Genomic DNA, 25,002 nt, shown 5'->3' on the forward strand with positions numbered 1-25,002 from the left:
TGTCTCGTGCCAGCACATGAGGTTGTGATACTGAGTGGGGTGCGCACCGCAATCGGTGATTACGGCGGGGCGCTGAAGAGTGTCGCTCCGGTTACTTTAGCGGCGAAGGTGGTACGCGAAGCTGTCGCACGCGCGCGTGTTGACCCTACTGAGGTTGGTCACTTGGTTTTTGGTCAGGTGATCCACACGGAGGCACGCGATATGTATCTCGCTCGTGTAGCAGCCCTGCAGGGCTGCTTGCCGCAATCTACTGCAGCCCTGACCTTGAATCGAGTTTGTGGCAGCGGTTTGCAGGCCATTCTATCCGCTGCTCATCTGATCTTGTTAGGCGATACTGAGGTGGCGGTTGCGGGTGGCGTTGAATCGATGAGTCGAGCGGGTTATCTGTTACCGGCGCTTCGCTGGGGGCAGCGCATGCAAGATAGTCAAGCGGTAGATATGATGGTCGGCGCTTTGACTGATCCGTTCGATCAAGTTCATATGGGTGTGACGGCGGAAAACATTGCCAAGAAATGGGGAATCAGCCGCGAAGAACAGGACCAGTTTGCTATGGAGAGTCATCGGCGTGCAATTGCTGCCATCAAGCAGGGTTATTTTAAAACGCAAATCCTGCCAATTGAAATTTCCGTGCGTGAGGGAATGACGCTGGTCGATACCGATGAACATCCGCGCGAGCAGGTTAACCTGGAAAAACTGGCTGGGCTTCGCAGCGTCTTTGAGGAGAATGGCACCGTCACTGCAGGTAACGCCTCCGGTATCAATGATGGTGCAGCGGCTATGGTGCTCATGCATGCGCGAACAGCTGAGCAAAAGAATCTGAAGCCGTTGGCGCGCCTCGTTGCTCATGGTTATGCGGGCGTTGATCCAAGCTATATGGGCATCGGCCCGGTCCCTGCTGTCAAGCAGGCACTGAAGCGTGCAGGGCTCAAGCTCGCCGATATGGATGTGATTGAATCGAACGAAGCTTTTGCTGTGCAAGCCTGTGCCGTCGCGCGTGAACTTGGATTTGATTCCGCCAAAACAAATCCTAATGGGGCTGCCGTGGCATTTGGGCATCCGATTGGGGCAACCGGTTGCATTTTATCAATCAAGGCGATCTACGAACTGCATCGTACAGGCGGACGCTATGCCCTGGTAACGCTGTGTATAGGCGGTGGGCAAGGGATTGCCGCGATTTTTGAGCGACTTTAATGGCTACCCATGTTATGTAACCGTTTATTGAGCAAACATGTCTCCCTCTTCCCGTCATGATCTGCAAGTATTGTTTATTACGCCAGAAGTCTATCCATTGTGTAAGACCGGTGGCCTGGGTGATGTCAGCGCCGCATTACCCACTGCTTTGCGTGAATTGAACGTAGATATACGCTTGTTATTGCCTGGCTATCCCGCCGTTATGTCAGGGCTCAAATACAAACGGAAAGTAGCTACATTCAATGATCTCCACCATTTTTCACCTGTTACGCTATGGTCAGCCAAACTGTCAGTCAACCATTCGGAGAATATACCGGTATACATCATCGACTGCCCTGCATTGTATCAACGTGAAGGCGGAATTTATCTCGATACCGCTGGGCAAGGCTGGTCGGACAACGCCTTGCGTTTTGGCTTGCTCTCAAAAATGGGCGCCATACTGGCAAGTGATGCCAGTCCGCTGACTTGGTTTCCTGACATCGCACATTGCAATGATTGGCAAAGTGGGTTGACGCCTGCTTACCTTCATTTTCATCCCGGGAAAAAAGCAGCTACCATGATGACTATCCATAATCTTGCCTTTCAGGGCTGTTTTCCGCCAGAAACAGTTACTCAATTGGGATTACCTGCTGCCAGTTTTAATATGAACGGTGTGGAATATTACGGTAATCTGTCATTTATGAAGGCTGGGCTTTATTATGCTGATCGTATTTCGACAGTCAGCCCCAGTTATGCCCGGGAAATCCAGCAGGCGCCGCTTGGGTTTGGTTTGCAAGGATTACTGGCTGCACGCAGCCAGCATATTGATGGCATCGTCAACGGTATTGATACGATGGAATGGGATCCTGCTACTGATCCTCATCTTAACAAAAACTATTCCAGCAATAATCTGGCTGCCAAAAAGGCTAACAAGCTTGCACTGCAGCAGATAACGGGACTGGAGGCCGACAGTGATATTTTGCTGTTTGCCGCTATCAGCCGATTTACCGAACAAAAGGGCTATGATCTCATCCTGCAGCTCGCACCACAGCTTGTGCAGCTACCTGCCCAACTCGTATTGCTGGGAAGTGGAAATGCCATGCTGGAAGAGCAGTTGGTCAAGCTGACAGATACTTATCCTGGCAAGATTGCCGCGCACATTGGGTTTAACGAAGCGCTATCTCACCTGATCGAAGCGGGTGCTGACAGTTTCCTGATGCCGTCGCGTTTTGAACCCTGTGGCCTGAATCAGATGTACAGTCAGCGTTACGGCACGCCTCCGCTGGTACATGCTACCGGCGGTTTGATTGATACTGTTGTGGATTGTACTGAGGCTACACTGGCAGATGGCAGTGCAAGTGGTTTTCAATTCCATGCTATGACGCCGGGCGCATTTCTAGCCGGCATCCAGCGTGTGGTGACAGCCTACCGGAATAAGCCAGTTTGGCGGCAGCTACAGAAAAATGGCATGAGTAAGGATTTTAGCTGGCGGGCAAGTGCGATGGCATATCGTGAAATTTATCATTCATTGCTGGGGCCAGTTTGATGGCAAGTGAAGCAACTTTTACCACGCTTTCCGATTTTCTGCCGCTGCCATCAGTTTTTGGTAGGTAGCTAGACGCCGTGCATTAATTTTCCCCTCCTGGGCTGCCAGCAACAACGCACAATTCGGTTCTGTCATGTGCCGGCAATTACTGAAGCGGCATTGCCCAAGATAGGGGCGGAATTCAACAAAACCTCCGGCCAGCTCACTGCTATCAATATGATGCAAGCCAAATTCTTGCAAACCAGGCGAATCAATGACGGCACTTTTTAAATCAAGATGATAGAGGCGCGTATGCGTCGTGGTATGACGCCCGCTATCGAGTGCAGTGGAAATTTCCATCGTGGTGCGTTTTGCATCTGGAATTAATGCGTTGATGATGGTTGATTTCCCCATACCGGACTGGCCAGTTAGCACGCTGGTGTGACCCTGCAGATAAGGTCTAAGCGGTTCGATATTTTGGGCAGCACTGATAGTCAAGACAGGGTAGCCCAGGGAACCATAACACGACAACGTAGTCGCTGCTGCGCGGGCTTGTTCGAGCAAATCAGCTTTGTTTAGCACGATGAGCGCTTTGATACGCTGATTCTCAGCTGCGATTAGACAACGATCGATTAATTCTTCGCTGAAAGTAGGCACCACAGCGACTACGATGATAAGCTGAGTGACGTTGGCGGCAATCAGTTTCTGACGAAATGCATCACTGCGATAGAGCAGACTTGAGCGTGATAAAACAGTCTCTATCACGCCTTGGCCCGAGGTGGTAGGGAGGATTTTAACCTGATCCCCGCAGGCGATGCCGCCTTTCTTGCCGCGCATAACGCACGATAACAATGTTCCATCACTTGTTTGGACGCCATATTGCCTGCCGTAGCTAGCAGTGACCTGGCCTGTCAGTGACTGAGTAAGTTTTGTCTTAGAAGGATATTTTGAGCTCAAATTTTGAACAGCCAATCAATTTTGGCAGCGCAAATAAAATCATTTTCAGACAATCCATTGATAGCATGCGTCATATATTCGACTTGACACTTGTTATAGCTTACTATCATGTCAGGGTGATGATTCTCACGATGGGAAAGCCATGCCACCGCATTCACGAATGCCATGGTGTGATAGTAGTTTTTGAATTCAAATGTCTTGCTGATTTTATTAGTCATCAGCGACCATCCTTCCAGCTGTTGCATTAATTTATTTGCTTCCTCTGCAGTAAGAGGAGGCACACCCCCTTCGCAGGGTTTGCATTGCTTGTTCGTTAGATCACAGATATCAGCCATAAATACCTCTATGCGGAAATGAGTTTCTTGAGATGGGCAACACGAATCGCAGCTGGAGGATGGGAGTCATAAAAAGCGGAATGGATTGGATCAGGCGTGAGCGTTGCTGCATTATCTTGATAAAGCTTCACTAACGCATGAATCAAATCAGCGGCGGAAGCGTTTTGTGCCGCATATTCATCTGCTTCGAATTCATGTTTGCGAGAATATAAGCTAGACAGTGGATGCAGTAAAAAGGTAAAGACTGGCATCACCAGAAAAAATAGTAGCAGCGCCATTGCGTTGGAAGGAACGGATGGGACAGTCACGCCTAATCCTTGATAGAACCAGTTCTGCTGCATCAAATAACCTAATAGCCACAAAAAGGCCAGACTGACGATGAATGACCAGACGATACGTTTGATGACGTGATGGCGTTTGAAATGGCCAAGCTCGTGAGCGAGGATAGCTTCTATTTCCGATGCTTTCAGACGTGACAACAACGTATCGAAAAATACAATTCGTTTAGTTTTGCCAAAGCCGGTAAAATAGGCATTGCCATGACTGCTGCGGCGTGACCCGTCCATGACGAATAAGCCACTTGATTCAAAACCGCACTTATGCAAAAGCTGTTCGATTCTCGCTCTGAGGGAAGTGTCTTCTAATGGCGAGAATTTGTTAAACAACGGCGCGATCCAGGTCGGATAAATGGCCAGGAGGAAGAGATTGAAAGCGACCCATGCCAGCCAGGCATAAAGCCACCAGCTATTACCCATTTTCTCCATCAGCCATAACATGACGAATAACAAGGGTACCCCAAGCAGAAAGCCTAATGTATATTGCTTGATCAGATCAGAAAAAAACATGATCGGTGTCATCTTGTTGAAGCCAAATTGCTGTTCAATGACAAAAGTTCGGTAATAACTGAATGGAATTTCTATCACACTTAACAGTAAAACCGTGCTGATAATGAGCGCCATGCCATGGAGGATCGGATCAGTAAACCAGTTCGCCCAGAAGCTTGCGAGGGTATTGAGTCCGCCTCCCAGCGTGAGCATTAATAGTAGAAGAACATGGATAAAGGTACTGGGAAAATCCAGGCGGGTTCTAGCGCAAGTATAATCAGCAGCTTTTTGATGAGCAGCAAGATCAATTTGTGAGGCAAAATCTTGCGGAACCTGGTTGCGATAGGCGCGAATATGACGGATATGGCGGATCGCTAACCATAGTTGGGTAACAGTAGTTAGTAATAATGCGGTAATAAATACAGCAGTAAAAGTTGGCATAGTCAAAATAATATAGAAAATATAATGGATTAACTCTCAAACCTTGTGAAAACGAGCACAGCGAGTTTCGCTAAAACGAGCACAGCAAGTTTTACTAAAACACGAACCAAACAAGTGGACAAAATGAAAGAAAAGTCACAATAAAAATCGCAATTATTGGAACACAAGCCGTGCCGGTTTGTTCACAAGTATTTCTCCTTCACTAAGCATTAAGTGACGGATGGTTTTCAATATGACAAAATCAATCTCTTAAAATTCAAGAAAACGCATTATGGCACAAGATAGCAATAACCTCATCTGGATAGATATGGAAATGACAGGTCTGAATCCTGATCGCGATCGTATTATTGAGATCGCTCTGGTCGTGACCGATTCACAATTAAATGTGGTAGCAGAAGCCCCGGTATTAGTCGTGTCACAACCGGTCGCTATACTGGACGGTATGGATAAATGGAATCAATCGACTCATGCTAAATCTGGACTGATTGATAAAGTTAAAGCTTCCAAGATGACAGAAATGCAAGCTGAGGCGACTATGCTCGCTTTTTTGCAAAATCATGTTCCGCCTGCAACCTCACCAATGTGTGGGAATTCGATTTGCCAGGATCGACGCTTCCTTGCTCGCACTATGACGCAATTGGAAGCATATTTCCATTACCGTAATCTGGATGTCAGCACAATTAAAGAGTTGGCGAAACGCTGGAAACCTGAAATCATGGCTGGGTTGAATAAAGAAAGTAAGCACGAAGCGCTAGCAGATATTTACGATTCAATCAAAGAATTAAAATATTATCGTGAGCATTTTATCGGCGCTTGACAGTCTTAGCATTTATCTCGGCAAGGAGAGCAATCAATGATTACTAAAACAACCTTTACTGTCACTGTTAATCCCAAAATACCCGCTCGGCTATCCCGCATGGAAGAATTGGCCAATAATCTTAGATATAGCTGGGATCGTGAAACACGTAGTTTGTTTTCTCGCATTGATCCCCGCTTATGGGGAGCAGCCGGGCATAATCCTAAGGCTTTTCTCAGGCGAGTCGATGAGTCGTTACTGCACAAGGCTGCATCTGAACGAACATTTCTGTCCAGTTATAACAGTGTGCTGTCATCCTATGATGCGTATCATGCAGAGTCCTTGCAGTATGACCATATCGAAGGCTTCAGTCCACCTGACCGGATTGCTTATTTTTGCTTTGAATTTGGTTTTCATGAAAGCCTTCCAGTTTATTCTGGCGGGCTCGGTATTCTGGCTGGAGACCACTGCAAGGCAGCAAGTGATTTGCGTTTACCCTTTGTGGCAGTCGGACTGCTGTACCGCCAAGGCTATTTCTTCCAAACGATCGATGCCCAAGGTAATCAGCACGCACTTTATACTGATTCAGATTTTGAAGTTCTGCCGGTGAAGCCAGCTTTGCATGATGATGGCTCAGAAGTCCATGTGCAAATAGCCTTGCCGGGACGTAAAGTAATGGTAAAAGTGTGGCGGGCCATCATAGGTCACGTCAACTTATATTTGCTGGATACGGATTTACCGGAGAATCCCGAACATGACCGCTTGATTACCCATCAGCTTTATGGCGGAGATAAAAAGATGCGGATCGAACAGGAAATCCTTTTAGGAATTGGTGGAGTCCGTGCGTTACAGAAAATGGGGATTAAACCTACCGTATGGCATACTAATGAAGGACATGCAGCCTTTATGATGCTGGAACGGGCACGCAATCTGGTGCAGCAGGGACTGGATTTTGCCAGTGCTATGGAAGCAGTAGCAGTCAATACGGTCTTTACCACCCATACCGCTGTACCCGCAGGACATGATTACTTTTCCCGGGCGATCATGCATGACTATTTTGCTGAGTTTTGTCATGACTTGAAGATTTCCTGGGAAGAATTTATGGCATTGGGACATATGTCTGGTAGTGATGACTTCAACATGACCACGTTAGCTGTCCATATGTCACGCACGCATAATGGGGTGAGCAAGATCCATGGTGATGTCTCCGCTCGTATCTGCCGTGATCTCTGGCCCCAAATTGAGCCAGAGGAGAATCCGCTCTCCTATATCACCAATGGTGTGCATGTACCGACTTTTTTAGCGCAGGAGTGGTCGAATCTATTTGACCGATATCTTGGCTACGAATGGCGCGATAAAATGCGTGACATTGAATTCTGGTCACGTATTGATATGATTCCTGATCATCTGTTCTGGAGTGCACGGCAGACGTTAAAATCCCAAATGTTCTACGGTATTCGTGCCCGCCTGACCGAGCAGAATAGACGCAATCGCGGCTCGGAGGCACATCTTGACCGACTTCTAAAACTGGTGGATCCAATCAATCCGAGTGTACTGGTATTGGGTTTTGCGCGTCGCTTTGCGACCTATAAACGTGCAACGCTGTTATTCGAGAATCTCGACTGGTTGAGAAAAATCCTGCTTGATCCAGAGCGACCGGTATTACTTATTTTTGCAGGCAAGGCACATCCAGCGGATATTCCTGGCCAGGATTTGATTCGAAGAGTTAGCCAAGTAGCACGGCTGCCGGAATTTGAAGGGCGGATATTACTGGTTGAAGGCTATGATATGCGTCTTGCCAGAAGATTGGTAGCTGGCGTGGATGTTTGGATCAATAACCCTATTTACCCGCTTGAAGCAAGCGGCACTTCCGGTATGAAAGCAGGGATGAATGGCACACTCAATTTGAGTGTGCTCGATGGCTGGTGGGAAGAAGGCTTTGACGGAAAAAATGGCTGGGCCGTCAAACCAGCTTCGGATGATACTGATGCTGGTGTACGTGATAAAGATGAGAGTCAAGCATTTTACGAAATTCTGCAGGATCAGGTCATTCCGATGTATTACCGTCGAGGCAAATTCGGCTATTCTGCAGAATGGGTTAAAATGGCCAAATACTCAATAGCTTCTTTGCTGCCGCGCTACAATGCAACGCGCATGGTGAATGAATATATCAAAAAGTTTTATACCCGCGCTCATGCACAAGGCGCGCATTATACTCAAGATAATTTTGCGAATGCCAAAAAGGTTGCTGCCTGGAAGGCGAAAGTAAGTGCAGCTTGGGGAGGTGTTTCGCTACGGCGGCAGGATACGCCGTGTAAGCGGATTGATTTCAGCAATGCCCTACATTTCAAAGTGGCGGCTCAATTAAATGGCTTGCAACCTGACGATGTGGTGGTGGAACTGCTCATTTGCCAAGAGAATAAGAAAGTGAGGTTAAACCACTACCAGCATGTTCGTTTTAAGTTTGTAGGAATAAACGAAATGCAGGAACACTTGTTTGAGCTGAATTATGTGCCTGAGTTATGTGGCAAGAAGGAATATTATTTACGCATGTATCCCTATCATCCGCTGCTGACTCATCCGCTGGAGATGGGTATGATGGTATGGGTATAAAAATTTTGCGCGAAGCGTTATTTCGCAAAATGTACTGCTGAAAAGTTGCGTAGGTTCAAATTCGAAGTGCAATTTTTGATGACTGTTTGGTCTAACTTATCGGCACTCCGAGGAATAGCCCACACATGACGCAAAGACTAGCCGCAGTAGTATAAATAATACGGCAAGGTGAAGCTGACAAAGTCAATTTTGATTTAGGAATGGAATAAGTTTGCTAGGCAGGCAATGATCGCACGGAGATAATAAGCCCGGTGATTTCTTGGTTATGTGCACATGCTCAGCAGCTTGGGGAACGTACGACACTTGCAGGGGTTTCAGGTTGCAACGTTACGTGATCTATGCCGTATTGCTCCAATAGCATATGACGCAAATCGTCCAGAATATTGTCCCATTGATTGAGATCAAGCAGCACCACGTGGGCTGATAATGCGAATCGCTGTGATGACAATGACCAGATATGCAGATCATGTACCGACAACACTCCTGGCCGGGCTGCCATTTCAGTGCCAATGGCCGTTAGCGACAACCCCAGGGGAACACCTTCCATCAGGCCATGCAGCACTTCACGCAACAGACGCAAAGTGGAGTACAGGATAAACGCTACAATGAGCAGTGATAGCAGCGGGTCGATTAAAGTCCAACCGGTGAAGATGATTACCAGCCCAGACAATATGGCGACGATAGAGGCTAGCAGGTCGCTCAAAACGTGTAACGCAGCGGCACGTTGATTTAGGTCAGTTTCACTATGCCCTAGTAGATACAGTACGAGCACATTGAGTGCCAAGCCAATAAACGCCACGGTAGACACGATCTCTCCTTGCACGGGCAGTGGTTGTTGCAGCCGTTCAATGGCATTGATGATAACAATACTCGCCATTACCAGTATTAACAGACCATTGATTAAAGCTGCAAGGAACTCTGCACGGCCTAACCCATAAGAATGGCGTGGCGTCGGGCGACGTTGCGCCAACCAGGCTCCAAGTGCGGCGATCAGCAGAGCACTGGTGTCGGTCAACATATGCCCGGCATCGCTTAGTAATGCCAGCGAATTCGCCCACCATCCCACGCTGGCTTCTATCGCTGCGTAGATGAGCGTAATGCTCGCAGCGAAATATAGACCATTCTGGCTATTGTGAAGATGAGGTTGCTGATGGTTTGGATGTTTCATGCCATTTCGCTATGCCGCAGGAGATCATGCCACTTAGCATCTGGTACGCCCACGTGGGGAAAGGGAAATTTCGCGGTGATTTTCATATACCAGCCTATTAACATTCTCCTTGCTTGGTTATTCTTAAGGGATGTTTTTTCCATTTTTAAATCAAAATTGACGCGAAGGCGAGCCGCAGACAGTATAAATAATACGGCAAGGTGAAGCCGATAAAGTCATTTTTGATTTGCAAATGGAATTATTTCTGTTTTCCGTCTACTTGCACTTCGTCCCGCTTGATGACTTGCTTAGAGTTTCCCCGCTATGAAGTAAGCGCAATCTCCAGATTATCGATTAAGCGGGTCTGGCCCAGCCAGGCTGCGCCGAGGATGACCAGATCAGTGTCGTTGTTATTGGCTGGTAGGAGCGTTTTACGCTGTTGCAAGGCAATATAGTCGACCTTCCATCCCTGCTTGGCGAGCTCACATGTTGCCCATTCTTCTAATAGCCGGAGATTATGATCGTCTTGTTCTATTTTTTGTTTCACATGAAACAGGGTGCGAAACAAATAACTAGCCTGCTGTCTTTCTGACTCGCTCAGGTAGCTGTTGCGTGAACTTAACGCAAGACCATCTTGCGAGCGTACTGTCTCACCAGCCATGATCTTGATGGGCAGATTCAATTGCTGCACCATTTTTTGTATCAGATACAGTTGCTGATAATCTTTTTTGCCAAAAACGGCCAACTGTGGCTGGATGATATTAAATAATTTCAGCACAACAATTGCTACACCTTGGAAAAAACCAGGGCGGAATTGTCCTTCCAGCGTATCAGCTATAGCCGGGAGCAGTAGCTGAAATTCCTGAGGAGCTGGATAAAGCGTTTTTTCGTCAGGTAAAAATACAATCTCCACTCCAAGCTTTTCCAAAAGATGGCAATCAGTTGTTTGCGTGCGTGGATATCGATCGAAATCTTCGTGTGGGGCAAATTGTAGCCGATTGACGAAAATACTAACGACGGTACAGCCTGCATGCTGCTGTGCTAGTTGAACCAATGACAAATGACCCTGATGCAAATTGCCCATGGTTGGTACCAACGCTATGGACGATTCACGTTTAAGGCGAGTTCGCAACGATGCAATATTAGTAATGATTTCCACGACCAGCGCTTTAGGAGAAATGAATGGTTAGAAAGTATGCTCTGCTGCCGGGAATTTTTCTGTCTTGACTTCTTGCACATAATGTTCGATCGCTGCCTGGATACTGTCAGTGCCTACCATGAAATTTTTGGCAAACCGGGGTTTGTTACCTGGATAAATTCCCAGCATGTCATGCAATACGAGTACCTGAGCAGAGCAGTCTACCCCCGCGCCGATACCAACAGTGGGAATAGACAGCTCCCGGCTAATTCTAGCAGCTAAAGTCGCTGGAATCGTTTCCATAAGCAACATGCCTACCCCTGCTTCCTGCAGTAGCATAGCGTCATTCAGAAGTTGTTCAGCTTCATTCGTTGTTCGTCCCTGAACTTTGTAGCCGCCCAACTGATGAACCGATTGTGGCATCAAGCCGATATGAGCACATACAGGGATGCCGCGCTGGGTAAGAAAGTCGATGGTGTCAGTCATAATTTGACCGCCTTCAATCTTGACCATCTGTGCGCCTGCGGCCATGAGTCTGGCTGCATTCATGAAAGTTTCTTCAGGTGATACCTGGGAAGTACCAAAAGGCATGTCAACCATGATGAATGCTTTGTTTGATCCGCGCACCACGCACTGAGTATGATAAATCATATCATCCATCGTGACGGGTAATGTGGTGCTATGGCCTTGCATGACATTTCCTAATGAATCGCCTACCAAAAGAATATCGACGCCAGCATTTTCCAATAGGGCGGCAAAGGTCGCATCATAGCAAGTAAGTGCAGCGATCTTGTTACCTGCTGCGTGCATTTTTTGTAGGGTATCTCGAGTTATTCTCATGACGATTTAGTCCATAATGACTTACAGATATTCTCTAAGGCCACAGTTGAAATATTCCCGCGCACCTCTCATCTGGCTGATACGCTGGAGTAACAAGTTGAAATCAGCCGTGTTGTTAGCAAAATTAAGATTCTCGCTGTTGACGATGATGACCGGCGTTTTTTCATATTGATGAAAAAACTGTGTGTAGCTACTGGATAACTTATATAGATATTCTTCGGATATGTTTTTCTCATAAGTACTGCCACGACGCTTGATGCGCTCTAACAGCTTTTCTGGTGAAGCCTGAAGATAAATGACGAGATCAGGAGAAGGCGCTTGGGGCTGTATTTGAGAATAAATTTTCTGATAGAGATCATATTCAGATTTGTTCAGTGTCATACGAGCAAATAATTGATCTTTATCCAATAAAAAATCACTGATCATTGGTTTTGAAAGAACGTCCGCCTGCGTCACGTATCGGAATTGATCGATACGTTGCAGAAAAAAGAATAGCTGCGTAGGTAATGCGTAGCGTAAGCGGTCGCTATAAAATTTTTCAAGGAAAGGGTTCTCTTCCGGGCGTTCCAGCATTAAAGCACATTCCAGACGGTCAGCCATATTCTGGGCAAGACTGGTCTTGCCAGCGCCAATTGGGCCTTCGATAGCAATGTAGTGATATTTTTCAAGTATCATAATGATGAAATATATTCAAGTCGTTGTTGTGTACATGCGACCAGTAGCTCGGTAACCAACCCCTGGCCAGGAATTTTACAATCACGTTCGATTTCCATCAGTGGCTGTAATACGAACGCGCGTTCATGCATGCGGGGATGTGGCAAAACCAAACCTTCCTCATGACATTGCAAATCATCATATAACAATAAATCAAGATCGAGGGTGCGCGGAGCATTGGGATAAGTTCGAATACGCCCACAACGCCGTTCAATTTCAAGTAAAGCCATAAGGAGAGCCCGCGGCATAAGCATGGTTTCGATGTGGACGACAGCATTAATGAAATCAGGCTGATCAACTGCACCAATCGCTGCGCTGCGGTATAGGGAAGATTGCCTTATCAAGCGGGAGTCAGGAAGCTCTGTTAGCAGCGAAATAGCTCGTCTGATTTGGAATAAAGGGTTTTCCAAATTACTGCCTAGTCCAATAAAGGCCTGTCTGGCTAACTTAGTCGAAGTGGATGGCATCAGATCATTTTTCCATGGTGGCCGCTAAATTGGCGACGTCACTTTTCTATGGTCTGTCGTTCCTGCTGATTTGCGTCGACGGTTTCTTTTGCGTCGTTTTGGTGTCGTTTCCTTTAACAGCATCGCTTCGCGAGTAGCGGTATCAGCATGCTGGAAAGTTTTCCACCACTGTCCCACTTCCATATCGATCTCACCACTTTCACAGCGCAACATGAGAAAATCATACGCCGCACGGAAACGAGGATGTTCAAGCAGGCGGAATGGCTTATGTCCTGCTCGCAACAGAAAGCGCGGCTGTAATGTCCAGATATCATATATGATTGAATCCAGCCGTCGTGGGATAGCGAGCTGCTGACGTTGTAATGTCAATATTTCAGCCATAGCCAAATGCAGTGCAGGCATAGGTTTCTCCCCATTAGCCTGGCGTTTATTCCAGGCTGCCAGCACTTCATGCCAGAGTAGCGTTGCAAACAGGAAGCCTGGCGAGATGGGTTTGCCTTCCTGCACGCGCTTATCGGTATTCTCAAGTGCCAAAGTAATAAAGCGTTCACCCAGGGGTTGTTCAAGAATGACATCCAGCATGGGAAGCAAACCATGATGAAGTCCGCGCATACGTAAATCCAAAACACAAGCAAGCGAGTGGCCAGACATCAATAGTTTTAGCATTTCATCGAATAATCGGGCTGCTGGCACATTCTGCAACAATGGTGCCAAATCGCCTATGGGCACTGCCGTTGCTTCATCAAGCTGGATATCAAGCTTGGCAGCCAGTCGAACTGCTCGCAACATGCGCACCGGATCTTCCCGGTAACGTTGGGTAGGCTCGCCAATGATACGCAAGCGTTTCGCCTCAATATCTTCATAGCCGCTGAGATAATCAAGAATTTCCTCAGTAGCGGGATTATAGAACAACGCATTAACCGTAAAATCCCGCCGCATCACGTCTTCTTCTTGACTGCCAAAGATATTATCCTGCAGCAAACGCCCGTGTTGATCAGCATGGCTTTCAGCATTTATTTCCATACTACTGCCATTAATAGGATAATTGGCACGAAAAGTGGACACTTCCACAATCTCGCTGCCATAGGTGACATGTACCAGTCGAAAACGTCGTCCAATGATACGAGAACGGCGGAATAACGCGCGCACCTCCTCGGGAGTCGCATTGGTTGCGACATCAAAGTCCTTGGGCTCCAATCCCAGCAATAAATCACGAATGGCGCCCCCGACGACAAATGCAGAAAACCCGGCTTGTTGTAACACTCCAGTTACCTTTAATGCACCTGGACTAATTTGATTGCGGCTAATGCAGTGTTCCTTGCGTAGTATCGTACGCAACACTGGGACAGTGTTGGCAGTAGATGAATTGCGCATGAAAATACGTTGGAAAAATTTATGGATCATTGCAAGATGCTGAAAGGATCAGTCACGGATTCTCCTGAACTCTGTAATGGGATGAACGTGTAACGGGCAATTTTGCGGTGAGGCAAGTCTCTTCCCTGCAGCTAAGAGCATTGCCACATTCTCTGCTAATGCGATGCATTCTGCCTGCCTCAGCGATTTTACTATGCAGGTAAGTGAGAAGTTTTTAAAGCTATCTTTATCTGTCATGGGATTGGCTTACTAACCAAGCGTTCAACTGCGCAAGCGTTCAACTGCGATGTTAGGATTATACACTTGGTGATTGTATTCAGATTAAATGGTTCATTTCATTTAAATTAACCACATTCGCATCTCAGCCGACATCATTCCATTTTCAAATCAAAATGACGCGAAGGCGAGCCGCAGACAATATAAATAATACGGCAAGGTGAAGCCGCCAATGTCAGTTTTGATTTAGAAATGGAACAAGCAAAAAGCAATCGAGTTATCGTGGGAGATTGGGGAAGCTGACCGATAAGCCGGATTCTGTCGTGGACAGTCATTCCTCTAGGTACCCAGTTACCTGTGTACTCAAGCAACCTACCCGCAGGCTCAGCGAGCAGCGTCATAGCCTGCCTATTTGGTCTTGCTCCGGATGGAGGTTACCGCGTTTCACCGTAACTTAATACGCTCGTCTCTGTGGCCCTATTCCTCGCTTCACAACGGCCGGCCGTTAACCGGCATCCTTGCTCTCTGGAGTCCGGACTTTCCTCTCCCTGCTTGCACAGGCAGCGACTGTCTGGTCAGCTTCTTAATATATTTTATCAACTTACTATATAACAAAGGATAAAACTTTTTCTATAGCAGTTCGTTAATTTCTTTCAATACTTCTTCATCGAGTTCCCCGACTTCGGCTTTGAGGCGTAATCGCGACATCATATAGGTGTAATACGCTTGCGCCAAATCTCTGCGTGCGGCAAAGAATTGCTGTTGAGCATTTAAAACATCTACTTCTACCCTGATGCCTACTTCCTTTCCTAGCACAGTGGAATCCAACTGGCTCTTGCTTGTTGCGAGTGCCTGCTTTTGAGCTTTGAGCAGGGCAATGCCGTTAGTCACATTCAGGAATTGCTGGCGTACCTGCAAGCTAATGGTCCGTTTGGTATTTTCCACATCCTGGCGTGCTTTATCCCGGTTGGCTAAAGCTTCGCGAATGCGAGATTGCACTGAAAGCCCCTGGAAGATAGGTACATTAAGTTGCAGACCTACCGATTTCGATTCTAAATCGATACCAATCCCGGTAATTGCACCGCCAACGCCTTGTTGATTGCTATACTGGGCGACCAGATCAAGCGTTGGGTAATGTCCTGCCTTCGCTTTTTTGATGTCCTGCTCGGCCAGATCAAAGGCGATCCGTTGTATTTTAAGGGAGAAGTTTTTCTGCTCGGCTAAGGCTACCCACTCTTCCATATTCTCGTAGGGTAGGATAAGCGAAGTTGATACTATTTTATCTATGCTGGTACTGATCAACTGATCTGGGAATCGATTGATGATTCCTTGCAGGGCGCGCTTGTTAACTTCGAGCGTGTTTCTGGCCAGAATTTCTTGCGAGATCGTCAGATCATGGCGAGCTTGTGCTTCATGCGTGTCTACAATTGTGGCAATCCCCACTTCAAAGTTGCGCTTGGCTTGTTCCAGTTGCTCACTGATGGCTTTTTTCTGGCTTTCCACGACCTCAAGATTGGCCTGGGCAATGAGCACGTCAAAATATGCTTGCGATACGCGCAATATCAAATCCTGGGCAGCCAGAACAAATCTTGCATCAGCTTGTGCAACCTGATTTTTCGATTGCTCATAAATGATAAAATTTTCAATGCGAAAAAGCGGCTGAGTGGCGGCAAGTACGATGCCTCGATTTTTGATTACTCTCTCCGGACCGAAATTGGTATCGATATACTGATTCTGAGCTGTTCCAGTGAAATTAATGTTAGGGAGCAATCCTGCCCTGCCTTGCGGCAGTTTCTCCTGCGCTGCGATATAAGCAGCCCGCTCGGCACCATATTGCGCATCCTGCTCCAGCGCTTCACGGTAAATATTCATGAGGCTGGCTGCTTGCGTGGGTGTTTGCAGGATTATGCCGATAGCAACGAGCATAACAACCAGGTGCCACGGATTTTTCATGAGTACTTTTAGCAAAATTCTTCCAGATAGTGAGCGATATTAATACAAATATCCTTCTCTGTGAAAAGTAAGCTAATGTGTACGATCGAATGCATTAAAAAGTAAACCGCTGAGGTTGTAGGGCGTTTCTCAGGGGGGCTGTGCAGGTTTCAAACAGCATCTTTGTCTCGTAGACGCCAGGCGTCACACAGGTGACAAGCGTTGCTGCCATCAAAGGTTCTTCGCCAACAATCGCAAACAGACGTCCCCCAGGATTAAGACTTTTTTGGAAAGCTTCGGATAATATGGGTGTGGATGCGGTGAGGGCGATGACATCATAAGGACCGTGCTGAGGCCAGCCCTGGGCTGCATCCCCTTGTTCCAAAGTGACATTAGTAATGCCATGGGTCTGGAGATTCATTTTGGCTATGCTACAAAGTGTTGGTACAATTTCAACACTGTACACCTGGGCACCCAGCTCTGCCAGCAATGCTGTCATGTAGCCGCTGCCGCTGCCTACTTCGAGAATTTTGTCGGTTTTTTTGATATGTAATTCCTGCAGGATACGCGCCTCCATTTTGGGTGTCAGCATAACTGCACCATGGTCTAAAGGGATTTCCATATCTGCAAAGGCAAGGGAACGGTAGGCTGCTGGCACGAATTCTTCGCGCCTCACTTTGTATAGTAAATTGAGAATGGCTGGATCCAGAACATTCCACGTCCGGATTTGTTGTTCCACCATATTGAAGCGGTTTTGTTCGAGATTAGTGTCGAGTTTCATAATCATTATTTTTATGGATGAAATAATCAGGCTTGCAATTATTTCATATTTCTATTAGTTTCACAGCTTCAGCTAGGGGTCCGCACTTGGAGATTAAATTGTGGTGCGCAATAAACTTGTTAGCAAAATCCATTTTTTTCCAGGCTCCAAGTGTCGGTGAGACAGTCCCTTAATACCTGATGCGGATAATGCCGCCGTAGGGAAGCTAGGGATATTCCACTTGCTCCTTACGGTATTTTGAGGAGCATATTATGAATACAATTATTTCAAAGTTAGAAAAGTTTACCAGCCAAACTGCGCAGGTGGATGAAGCTGCGATCAGGCCATTGCCCAATTCGCGCAAGATTTACGTACAGGGTACTCGTCCTGATATTCAGGTTCCTATGCGGGAGATCAGTCAATCGGATACCGCCATCAGCAATGGCACAGAAAAAAATCCTCCCATTTATGTGTACGATACTTCCGGGCCCTATACGGATTCTACCGTCAAAATCGATATTCGTGCCGGATTATCTCCCCTGCGTGAAAAATGGATCGATGAGCGTGGCGATACTGAGCTGCTGTCAGGGCTGACATCAGCTTACAGTCGAGAACGTTTGAATAATCCGAAGCTCTCGCAAATGCGCTTCAATCTCAAGCGTCCGCCGCGACGCGCCAAGGCAGGCGTTAATGTGACTCAGATGCACTATGCTCGCCGTGGCATGATTACCCCTGAAATGGAATATATTGCGATCCGGGAAAATCAGCGGCGAGAAATGATAGAGGCGCAAAGCAATGATTTACTCGTTCGCCAGCATGCTGGCCACGATTTTGGTGCGGCGATCCCGCGCTTGATTACTCCCGAGTTTGTGCGCGATGAAGTCGCACGTGGACGGGCCATTATTCCCGCCAATATCAATCACCCGGAATCCGAACCGATGATCATTGGGCGTAATTTTTTAGTCAAAATCAACGCCAATATCGGGAATTCTGCGCTGGGTTCCAGCATTCAAGAAGAAGTCGAGAAAATGACCTGGGCTATTCGCTGGGGAGGGGATACGGTCATGGATCTTTCCACTGGTAAAAATATCCATGAAACGCGCGAGTGGATTATTCGTAACAGCCCGGTACCGATCGGTACGGTACCTATTTATCAGGCATTGGAAAAAGTTGATGGCAAAGCAGAAGAACTGACGTGGGAAATATTCCGCGATACCTTGCTTGAGCAGGCGGAGCAAGGTGTAGATTATTTTACCATTCACGCTGGGGTGCGTTTACCATTTATTCCCATGACCGCCAAGCGCATGACTGGCATTGTTTCACGGGGCGGTTCGATCATGGCTAAATGGTGTCTTGCGCATCACCAGGAAAGTTTTCTTTACACCCATTTTGAGGAAATCTGCGACATTATGAAGGCCTATGACGTCAGTTTCTCGCTGGGAGACGGACTCCGGCCGGGCTCGATTTATGATGCCAATGATGAAGCACAATTTGCTGAATTGAAAACATTGGGTGAATTGACGCAGATTGCCTGGAAGCACGATGTGCAGGTGATGATCGAAGGGCCGGGTCATGTCCCCATGCATTTGATCAAAGAAAATATGGATCTACAGCTTAAATATTGTCAGGAAGCACCTTTTTATACCTTGGGACCGCTTACGACCGATATTGCCCCAGGCTATGATCATATTACTTCTGCCATTGGTGCCGCCATGATCGGCTGGTATGGTACCGCCATGCTATGTTATGTGACGCCCAAGGAACACTTGGGATTGCCTGATAAAGATGATGTCAAGGACGGTATCATTGCCTATAAGATTGCAGCGCATGCGGCTGACCTGGCTAAGGGGCATCCTGGCGCGCAGATTCGCGACAATGCGCTTTCCAAGGCGCGCTTCGAGTTCCGCTGGAATGATCAATTCAATCTCAGCCTGGACCCGGACAAAGCCAAACAATTCCATGATGAAACGCTGCCACAGGAAGGGGCTAAACTTGCCCATTTTTGTTCGATGTGTGGTCCCAATTTCTGCTCAATGAAGATTACTCAGGATGTACGCGACTACGCAGCGCAACAAGGCATTAGCGAGGATGATGCGTTAAAAAAAGGCATGGAGCAGAAATCTACTGAGTTTAAAGAAAAAGGCGCGGAGATTTACAGTAAATTATGATGGTTTTTTCATATCGTTCATTGTTATTTTTTGAATCTTTGAACAAAAGGCCGACATGGATTGGCCGATACTGATCAAAGCGCTGATTCTTGGAATTGTTGAGGGGTTGACTGAGTTCCTGCCAATTTCTTCTACAGGTCATTTGATCCTGATGGGTGATTTGCTTGATTTTAATGATGACAAGGCCAAGGTTTTTACCGTGGCCATTCAATTGGGGGCGATACTGGCAGTATGCTGGGAGTATCGCGCCCGACTGACAGCAATCGTGACCGGCATAGGTACAAAAGAATCGAATCGTTTCCTGTTAAATTTATTGATTGCCTTTTTGCCTGCTGCCATCCTCGGTTTTTTATTTATCAAAACGATCAAATCTTACTTATTTCATCCCTTACCGGTTGCCATGGCGTTGATCATCGGGGGCATATTAATTTTATGGGCAGAGCGCCGTGATCATATAGTTGATGTTGAGCAGGCAGAAGGTATGGACTGGAAACATGCGCTGAAAATTGGCTGTGCCCAGTGCCTTGCCTTGATTCCAGGCACTTCCCGTTCGGGGGCGACGATTATTGGAGGTTTATTTTTTGGCTTATCACGTAAGGCAGCGGCCGAATTCTCCTTTTTTCTGGCGATCCCGATTATGTTTGCCGCTACCTTTTACGATGTTTATAAGAGTCGAGACTTGCTGCAAATGGAAGATTTGAGTATGTTCGCGACTGGTTTTATTGCTTCGTTTATAAGTGCATGGCTGGCGATCCGTGGATTGCTGCGCTATATCAGCCACCATGATTTCGCTCTCTTCGCATGGTATCGCATCGGATTCGGTATCATAATCCTGGTAACGGCTTACACCGGACTGATTGCCTGGTCAACAGTCTAATTTAATGTAGGGTGCAATAAGCGCAGCGCATTACACCAGATTTACTGCGTAATGCCCGCAGCTTATTGTTCCCTACGTCTGGTCAACCAAGTAGTAGCGGCTTCTGGCCGCTTGAGCAAGCGCCAGGACGGCGCTTCTACTGAAAAATAAGTAACCATCGAAACGTTAACTTTGTACCCAAGGCAGATCTGCTGCCTTCCAGCCGCCTTTGCGGCCGCGATGGCCCGTTTCATCCTTATCGCCTTCAAAACCCTCTAGTATGTTGTAGCAATTAGGAAAATCTGACTGGGTAGCGATGGTGGCTGCATAATCTGAACGTCCGCCGCTACGGCAAAGAAACATGATCACATCGTCTTGCTGTACTTTTTCAGCAACCTGATCAATGAAATTTGGATTAGGTTGCATGCTTGGGTAAGTTCTCAATTCGACCTCGATTGCGCCAGGAATGCGACCAACCCAGTCCAGTTCAGCTTTACAGCGAACATCAATCAACTTGGCATTGGGCGTTGCTTGTAACAATGCGAATGCTTCGGCAGGGAATAAAGCCCCTTTATAAGGTAAATCCATCTCCTCAGCACGTTCATGTGCTTTTTTCAATATTTTGCTTGCGTTTTCCATATGTCTATTTTAATCGGCAAAAGGAGAAGTGTAATCAAAGTGAAGCGCTGAAGCAAAAAAGCCATGAATAATAATCTGAACTGATGCTATCCAAGCGAATCTCATATAATTTCACTTCTAAATCAAACCAGACTTTGTCGACCTTTGCCGGCTTGTCCCTGCCATATTATTTATGCTGCCTGTGGCTTGTCTTCGCGTCAGGTCTGATTTAAAAATAAAATAACGTATCGTCCAAATTAACTTTCTTTGTTTGCAGTCTAAAAAAACGCTATGTTCTATCTGATATTGATTATCCTGCTAGTTATTTTAGTGGTCGGACCCTCTTATTGGGTGAAACACATCATGGAGAAGTATAGCCAGCCGCATGATCGCTATGCTTGTACGGGCGCAGAATTGGCCCGCACCCTGCTTGATCGAGCAAATTTACAACAAGTCAAAATCGAGACTACAGAGTTGGGTGATCATTATGACCCCCAGGCAAAGGTGGTTCGCCTCACTCCGGAGAAATTCAATGGTCGATCGCTCACCGCGATTACGGTGGCGGCGCATGAAGTAGGGCACGCCGTTCAGGATCGGGATGATTATTTACCGTTAAAAATGCGCACCAGGCTAGTGCAATTGGCTGCACCAGCGGAAAAAATGGGGGCGAGTATCCTCATGTTGGCGCCGCTTGTAGTGGCATTGGCTCGTGCACCCCTGGCCGGTGCATTATTTTTGGCCGGTGGGTTATTAACGTTAGGGACTTCAACGTTAGTACACTTGCTTACCCTCCCAATGGAAATGAATGCAAGTTTTGTGCGTGCTCTACCGCTTTTGGAGCAAGGAAATTATCTCAAACAAGGCGATGCACCGCATGCCCGTAGATTACTCAAAGCAGCCGCCTGGACTTATGTTTCCGCTTCGCTTATGACATTACTCAATATCGCGCGCTGGTGGGCGATTATTCGAAGGTAGCGATAGAATGGAAATAAATGCATGACGTCAACTATAGAATCTCAGAGTGATGGCAGCAAATGTTATGATGTACGGACTTGCCTGATAAGTTTACTAATGGCTTCTTTAACGATGGATGCGTTCTGAAAGCAAGAGAGAATATTGATGACTAATCATATCAGCGGATGGGCTGCGCTCGGTGCCAAGCAAAAACTCGAGCCGTTTACTTATGATGCTGGTCCGCTAGGATTGGAAGAAGTTGAAGTTGCGGTCGAATTCTGCGGTTTATGCCATTCTGATCTTTCAATTATTAATAATGATTGGGGGTTATCGAAATATCCCGTTATTCCGGGGCATGAAGTAGTGGGCCGTATTGTGGCAGTCGGTGATCACGTCAAAGAACTGAAGATTGGGCAGCGTGTTGGTATTGGCTGGAATGTCAATAGTTGTATGCATTGTCATGAATGCTTGACCGGTCACCATAATCTTTGCCTGCAAGCGGCACCGACCATTATCGGCCATTATGGCGGCTTTGCAGAGCGCGTGCGCTCCCATTGGCTCTGGGCCATTCCATTACCTAGTGCGCTGGAAATGTCTTCTGCCGGGCCGCTGTTGTGTGGTGGCATTACTGTTTTTGCCCCGCTGCTTATTCATGGTATCAAACCGACAGACCGGGTAGGTATTGTTGGGATTGGCGGCCTCGGTCATCTTGCGTTGCAATTCGCCCGTGCCTGGGGGTGCGAAGTGACGGCATTTACTTCGAATCTATCAAAAGCGGAAGAAACCCGGGCATTTGGTGCCCATCACGTTGTTGCCAGTCGTAACAACGCGGAAATCCGCAAAGTAGCCAATTCGCTTGATTTTCTGATGGTTACCGTGAATGTGCCGCTTGACTGGACATTGCTGCTCAAAACGCTGAAACCGAATGGTCGTATGCACGTGGTAGGCGCCGTGCTGGAGCCGATGCCTATTCCGGCATTTGAGTTGATCATGGGACAGAAAAGCGTTTCAGGTTCACCCACCGGCGGACCAGCTATGCTGGCTACCATGCTGGATTTTGCCGCCCGGCACCATATTGCACCGCAAGTAGAGCATTTCCCGCTCAATAAAGTCAATGATGCTATCGGGCATCTGGCAGCAGGTAAGGCAAGGTATCGGATCGTGCTGGATCATGCTGGTCCATTCTAAGTTAAGCCCAGTGCCAATTCTGCCTTGGGTACGTTTTTCAACTACTTGTTGACTACGGTTATTTTTTTCTTTTGGCGCGAGGATGGGCGCTATCATAGATCATTGCAAGATGTTGAAAATCGAGGTGAGTATAAACTTGAGTGGTACTGATACTGACATGCCCCAACATTTCCTGTACTGCCCGTAAATCCCCACTCGATTGCAGCATATGCGAAGCAAACGAATGGCGCAAGGCGTGAGGAAAGGTGTGAGTGCTGAGATTCTGTTGGTTGGCGCGAGTCTGGAGGCGATACTCGACTGCACGAGGGCTGATTTGTTTGCCGCGGAGCGATAGAAAGAGTGCAGTTTCTCCAGGCGCCAGCATGGCGGCGCGTTGCTTCAGCCATGCTTGTAGCGCTTGCAAGGCATGACTGCCGACCGGCACCACCCGAGTCTTGTTCCCTTTTCCTCGAACCCGCACAGTGCCCTCAGAAAAATCGATATCTTCGGGTTTGAGTTGCGTTAATTCTGCCAACCTTAAGCCAGATGAATAAAATAACTCGAGCATGGCACGATCGCGAATACTTAGCCCATCTTCCTGCGCGAAAGTCATCAGTTTTACTGTTTCATCTGGAGAAAGCGCGTGTGGCAAGTTTTTGGGAGATTTGGGGACTCGCATGCCATTGCAAGGGTTATCGACATAGCCATGATGACGGCTTAAATAGCGATAGAAGCCTCGCCAGGCAGAGAGCATTCTTGCAAGACTCCGGCCGGAGAGGCCCTCTCCATGAAGTTTGACGATAAAATGTCGGATGTCGTGTGCGCGCAGCTGATTTAAAGAGGTTGCTTCAGATAATTGCAGCAGAATAGCCAGATCTCTTGCATAACTTTTTTCTGTCAGTACTGACAATCTGCGCTCATTGGTCAGATGGGCGAGATATGCGCTGACCAGGACTGTTTTCTCTTCAGGAGCGTGGGAGTTCATGTACCTGTGCTTCAGTATTCCAACACCCGAGGCGAATGAGCGCGCCTGCAATGAGCTCGCTCAACCTTTCCAGATAAAGCGTGCCCATATCGGGATAAAACCGTTCCAGTTCTGGACTACCCATCACCAGTAAGCCAAAGGTATGCTTCCTGCATAGCGGAATTAGGGAGAAAGACCGTAACTGAGGTGCTTCATCTCCAAACCATTGCTTGATCTCATCTGTTAAATGCGGGCCGCAGTAAGGTTTTGCCATGCTTTCAACAGCGGTACGCACGGTCTCGCTGACAGGCGTGAATTCAGGGCGTCGCTTATCGTCAGGGGAATCTTTCAAGAACCACAAACGAACAATGACTTGTGGGATGGAAAAATTTTCACGCAGATGGTCATTTAACCCATTCAGCATTTCTTCGAGAGAATTGGATTCCATCAAAGCAATTGTCAGTTGGTGCATTTTTTCACCAATCATATTGTTATTTTCTCCGATACTGATGAGTTCGTGCAGTTTTTCTTGCAGCAAGCGGTTTTTTTCCCGTAGTGAAACCATCTGGCGTTCACTGAGCGAAATCGCTCGATCCTCATAAGGATGAGGAATTCTGATATCCGCCAGCATTTCAGCATATTCGGCAAAAAACTGCGGATTTTTCCGCAGATAGTGCGCAACATTTTCTGGTTTCATAATGACACCCTGATCAATTCATTCGTAGAGCAAAAATGGGGATATTAGCGTATAAACTCATAAATTGTGTAAGCACTTTTACTTCTTTTTTATAATTCGGAATCGCCAGAGAAAAAATTGTTAGTTATGGGTCATTATCAGAGTTGCCTCTAAAAAAGCGATCGGTGTAAGAATAAAAATGAAGATTTGCTGCTGACTGCAAGTTATTAATATGAGAAAAATCACTTCTTTTTCAACTAAACGGATACAAAATATAAAAATAATATTAAGTCGAGCATAAACAGTGGCAGAATGCGGTATGTCAAAGTTGATCCCTTCCGGGAATTGGG

Annotated in this window: 22 protein-coding genes and 1 other RNA gene; 8 read left to right on the plus strand and 15 right to left on the minus strand. The window is 47.0% G+C overall.

Annotated features, from left to right (window positions below; genetic code table 11):
• Positions 1-6: 6 nt before the first annotated feature.
• Entirely contained in the window at positions 7-1,191 is a 1,185-nt protein-coding gene (locus BM122_RS03575; RefSeq protein ID WP_074903722.1) for an acetyl-CoA C-acyltransferase family protein, read from the plus strand.
• A gap of 37 nt (positions 1,192-1,228) precedes the next feature.
• On the plus strand, positions 1,229-2,716 hold the full coding sequence (glgA, locus tag BM122_RS03580) for a glycogen synthase GlgA (protein WP_074903724.1): 1,488 nt from the start codon (positions 1,229-1,231) through the stop codon (positions 2,714-2,716).
• Positions 2,717-2,734: 18 nt separating this feature from the next.
• Here glgA and rsgA read toward each other — a convergent pair whose 3' ends face one another.
• The 3 genes from rsgA to BM122_RS03595 are packed head-to-tail and all read right to left on the minus strand — an operon-like array spanning position 2,735 to position 5,252.
• Complete coding sequence (gene rsgA / locus BM122_RS03585) at positions 2,735-3,652, minus strand: ribosome small subunit-dependent GTPase A (protein ID WP_074903835.1); 918 nt, start codon at positions 3,650-3,652, stop codon at positions 2,735-2,737.
• Positions 3,649-3,987: a 4a-hydroxytetrahydrobiopterin dehydratase gene (locus BM122_RS03590; protein WP_074903726.1), complete on the minus strand. Its 339-nt coding sequence runs from the start codon at positions 3,985-3,987 to the stop codon at positions 3,649-3,651. Before BM122_RS03590 ends, rsgA begins: the two co-directional genes overlap by 4 nt.
• Before the next feature lie 8 nt (positions 3,988-3,995).
• The gene (locus BM122_RS03595) at positions 3,996-5,252 is read right to left on the minus strand and encodes a M48 family metallopeptidase (protein ID WP_074903728.1); all 1,257 of its coding nucleotides are present in this window, start codon (positions 5,250-5,252) and stop codon (positions 3,996-3,998) included.
• 271 nt (positions 5,253-5,523) lie between these two features.
• Here BM122_RS03595 and orn point away from each other — a divergent pair, with 271 nt between their 5' ends.
• Complete coding sequence (orn, locus tag BM122_RS03600; RefSeq protein ID WP_074903731.1) at positions 5,524-6,069, plus strand: oligoribonuclease; 546 nt, start codon at positions 5,524-5,526, stop codon at positions 6,067-6,069.
• A 36-nt stretch (positions 6,070-6,105) separates the two neighbouring features.
• Positions 6,106-8,661 (plus strand): alpha-glucan family phosphorylase, encoded by a 2,556-nt coding sequence (gene glgP / locus BM122_RS03605; protein ID WP_074903733.1) that lies wholly within the window; start codon positions 6,106-6,108, stop codon positions 8,659-8,661.
• Between the two features lie 277 nt (positions 8,662-8,938).
• Here the strand turns inward: glgP and BM122_RS03610 are convergent, their stop codons facing one another.
• The 9 genes from BM122_RS03610 to BM122_RS03650 form a co-directional block, all read right to left on the minus strand.
• Positions 8,939-9,829: a cation diffusion facilitator family transporter gene (locus tag BM122_RS03610; RefSeq protein ID WP_074903735.1), complete on the minus strand. Its 891-nt coding sequence runs from the start codon at positions 9,827-9,829 to the stop codon at positions 8,939-8,941.
• Between the two features lie 301 nt (positions 9,830-10,130).
• Positions 10,131-10,967 (minus strand): pantoate--beta-alanine ligase, encoded by an 837-nt coding sequence (panC, locus tag BM122_RS03615; protein WP_074903737.1) that lies wholly within the window; start codon positions 10,965-10,967, stop codon positions 10,131-10,133.
• A gap of 27 nt (positions 10,968-10,994) precedes the next feature.
• On the minus strand, positions 10,995-11,786 hold the full coding sequence (gene panB, locus BM122_RS03620) for a 3-methyl-2-oxobutanoate hydroxymethyltransferase (RefSeq protein ID WP_074903739.1): 792 nt from the start codon (positions 11,784-11,786) through the stop codon (positions 10,995-10,997).
• 21 nt (positions 11,787-11,807) lie between these two features.
• Positions 11,808-12,461: a deoxynucleoside kinase gene (locus tag BM122_RS03625; RefSeq protein ID WP_074903741.1), complete on the minus strand. Its 654-nt coding sequence runs from the start codon at positions 12,459-12,461 to the stop codon at positions 11,808-11,810.
• Positions 12,458-12,967, minus strand: a complete 510-nt coding sequence (gene folK / locus BM122_RS03630) for a 2-amino-4-hydroxy-6-hydroxymethyldihydropteridine diphosphokinase (RefSeq protein WP_074903743.1) — start codon at positions 12,965-12,967, stop codon at positions 12,458-12,460. Before folK ends, BM122_RS03625 begins: the two co-directional genes overlap by 4 nt.
• A gap of 24 nt (positions 12,968-12,991) precedes the next feature.
• Positions 12,992-14,371 carry a polynucleotide adenylyltransferase PcnB gene (gene pcnB, locus BM122_RS03635; protein WP_074903745.1) on the minus strand — a complete coding sequence of 460 codons (1,380 nt, stop codon included), beginning with the start codon at positions 14,369-14,371 and terminating at the stop codon, positions 12,992-12,994.
• Positions 14,372-14,848: 477 nt separating this feature from the next.
• An RNA gene (rnpB, locus tag BM122_RS03640) (RNase P RNA component class A) lies at positions 14,849-15,140 on the minus strand.
• Between the two features lie 47 nt (positions 15,141-15,187).
• A complete protein-coding gene (locus BM122_RS03645; protein WP_256211860.1) occupies positions 15,188-16,483 on the minus strand; it encodes a TolC family outer membrane protein in 1,296 nt (431 codons plus the stop codon).
• A gap of 121 nt (positions 16,484-16,604) precedes the next feature.
• Positions 16,605-17,270, minus strand: coding sequence for a protein-L-isoaspartate O-methyltransferase family protein (locus BM122_RS03650; protein WP_143083302.1), 666 nt, complete (start codon positions 17,268-17,270; stop codon positions 16,605-16,607).
• Positions 17,271-17,521: 251 nt separating this feature from the next.
• Here BM122_RS03650 and thiC point away from each other — a divergent pair, with 251 nt between their 5' ends.
• Positions 17,522-19,417, plus strand: a complete 1,896-nt coding sequence (thiC, locus tag BM122_RS03655; protein ID WP_074903750.1) for a phosphomethylpyrimidine synthase ThiC — start codon at positions 17,522-17,524, stop codon at positions 19,415-19,417.
• Positions 19,418-19,472: 55 nt separating this feature from the next.
• On the plus strand, positions 19,473-20,294 hold the full coding sequence (locus BM122_RS03660; protein ID WP_074903752.1) for an undecaprenyl-diphosphate phosphatase: 822 nt from the start codon (positions 19,473-19,475) through the stop codon (positions 20,292-20,294).
• A gap of 165 nt (positions 20,295-20,459) precedes the next feature.
• Here the strand turns inward: BM122_RS03660 and BM122_RS03665 are convergent, their stop codons facing one another.
• A complete protein-coding gene (locus BM122_RS03665; protein ID WP_371264888.1) occupies positions 20,460-20,891 on the minus strand; it encodes a rhodanese-like domain-containing protein in 432 nt (143 codons plus the stop codon).
• A gap of 291 nt (positions 20,892-21,182) precedes the next feature.
• On the opposite strand from BM122_RS03665, the gene BM122_RS03670 reads away from it, so the two are divergent.
• Complete coding sequence (locus tag BM122_RS03670; protein ID WP_074903756.1) at positions 21,183-21,866, plus strand: zinc metallopeptidase; 684 nt, start codon at positions 21,183-21,185, stop codon at positions 21,864-21,866.
• Between the two features lie 144 nt (positions 21,867-22,010).
• Positions 22,011-23,033: an NADPH-dependent aldehyde reductase Ahr gene (ahr, locus tag BM122_RS03675; RefSeq protein WP_074903757.1), complete on the plus strand. Its 1,023-nt coding sequence runs from the start codon at positions 22,011-22,013 to the stop codon at positions 23,031-23,033.
• 58 nt (positions 23,034-23,091) lie between these two features.
• On the opposite strand, the gene xerC is transcribed toward ahr, so the two are convergent.
• Both xerC and BM122_RS03685 read right to left on the minus strand, forming a co-directional pair.
• On the minus strand, positions 23,092-23,997 hold the full coding sequence (gene xerC / locus BM122_RS03680; protein WP_074903759.1) for a tyrosine recombinase XerC: 906 nt from the start codon (positions 23,995-23,997) through the stop codon (positions 23,092-23,094).
• The gene (locus BM122_RS03685) at positions 23,978-24,673 is read right to left on the minus strand and encodes a DUF484 family protein (RefSeq protein ID WP_074903761.1); all 696 of its coding nucleotides are present in this window, start codon (positions 24,671-24,673) and stop codon (positions 23,978-23,980) included. The genes xerC and BM122_RS03685 overlap by 20 nt, the downstream gene beginning before the upstream one ends.
• Positions 24,674-25,002 lie beyond the last annotated feature (329 nt).

Source organism: Nitrosomonas communis, from assembly GCF_900114745.1.
Lineage (GTDB): Bacteria > Pseudomonadota > Gammaproteobacteria > Burkholderiales > Nitrosomonadaceae > Nitrosomonas > Nitrosomonas communis_A.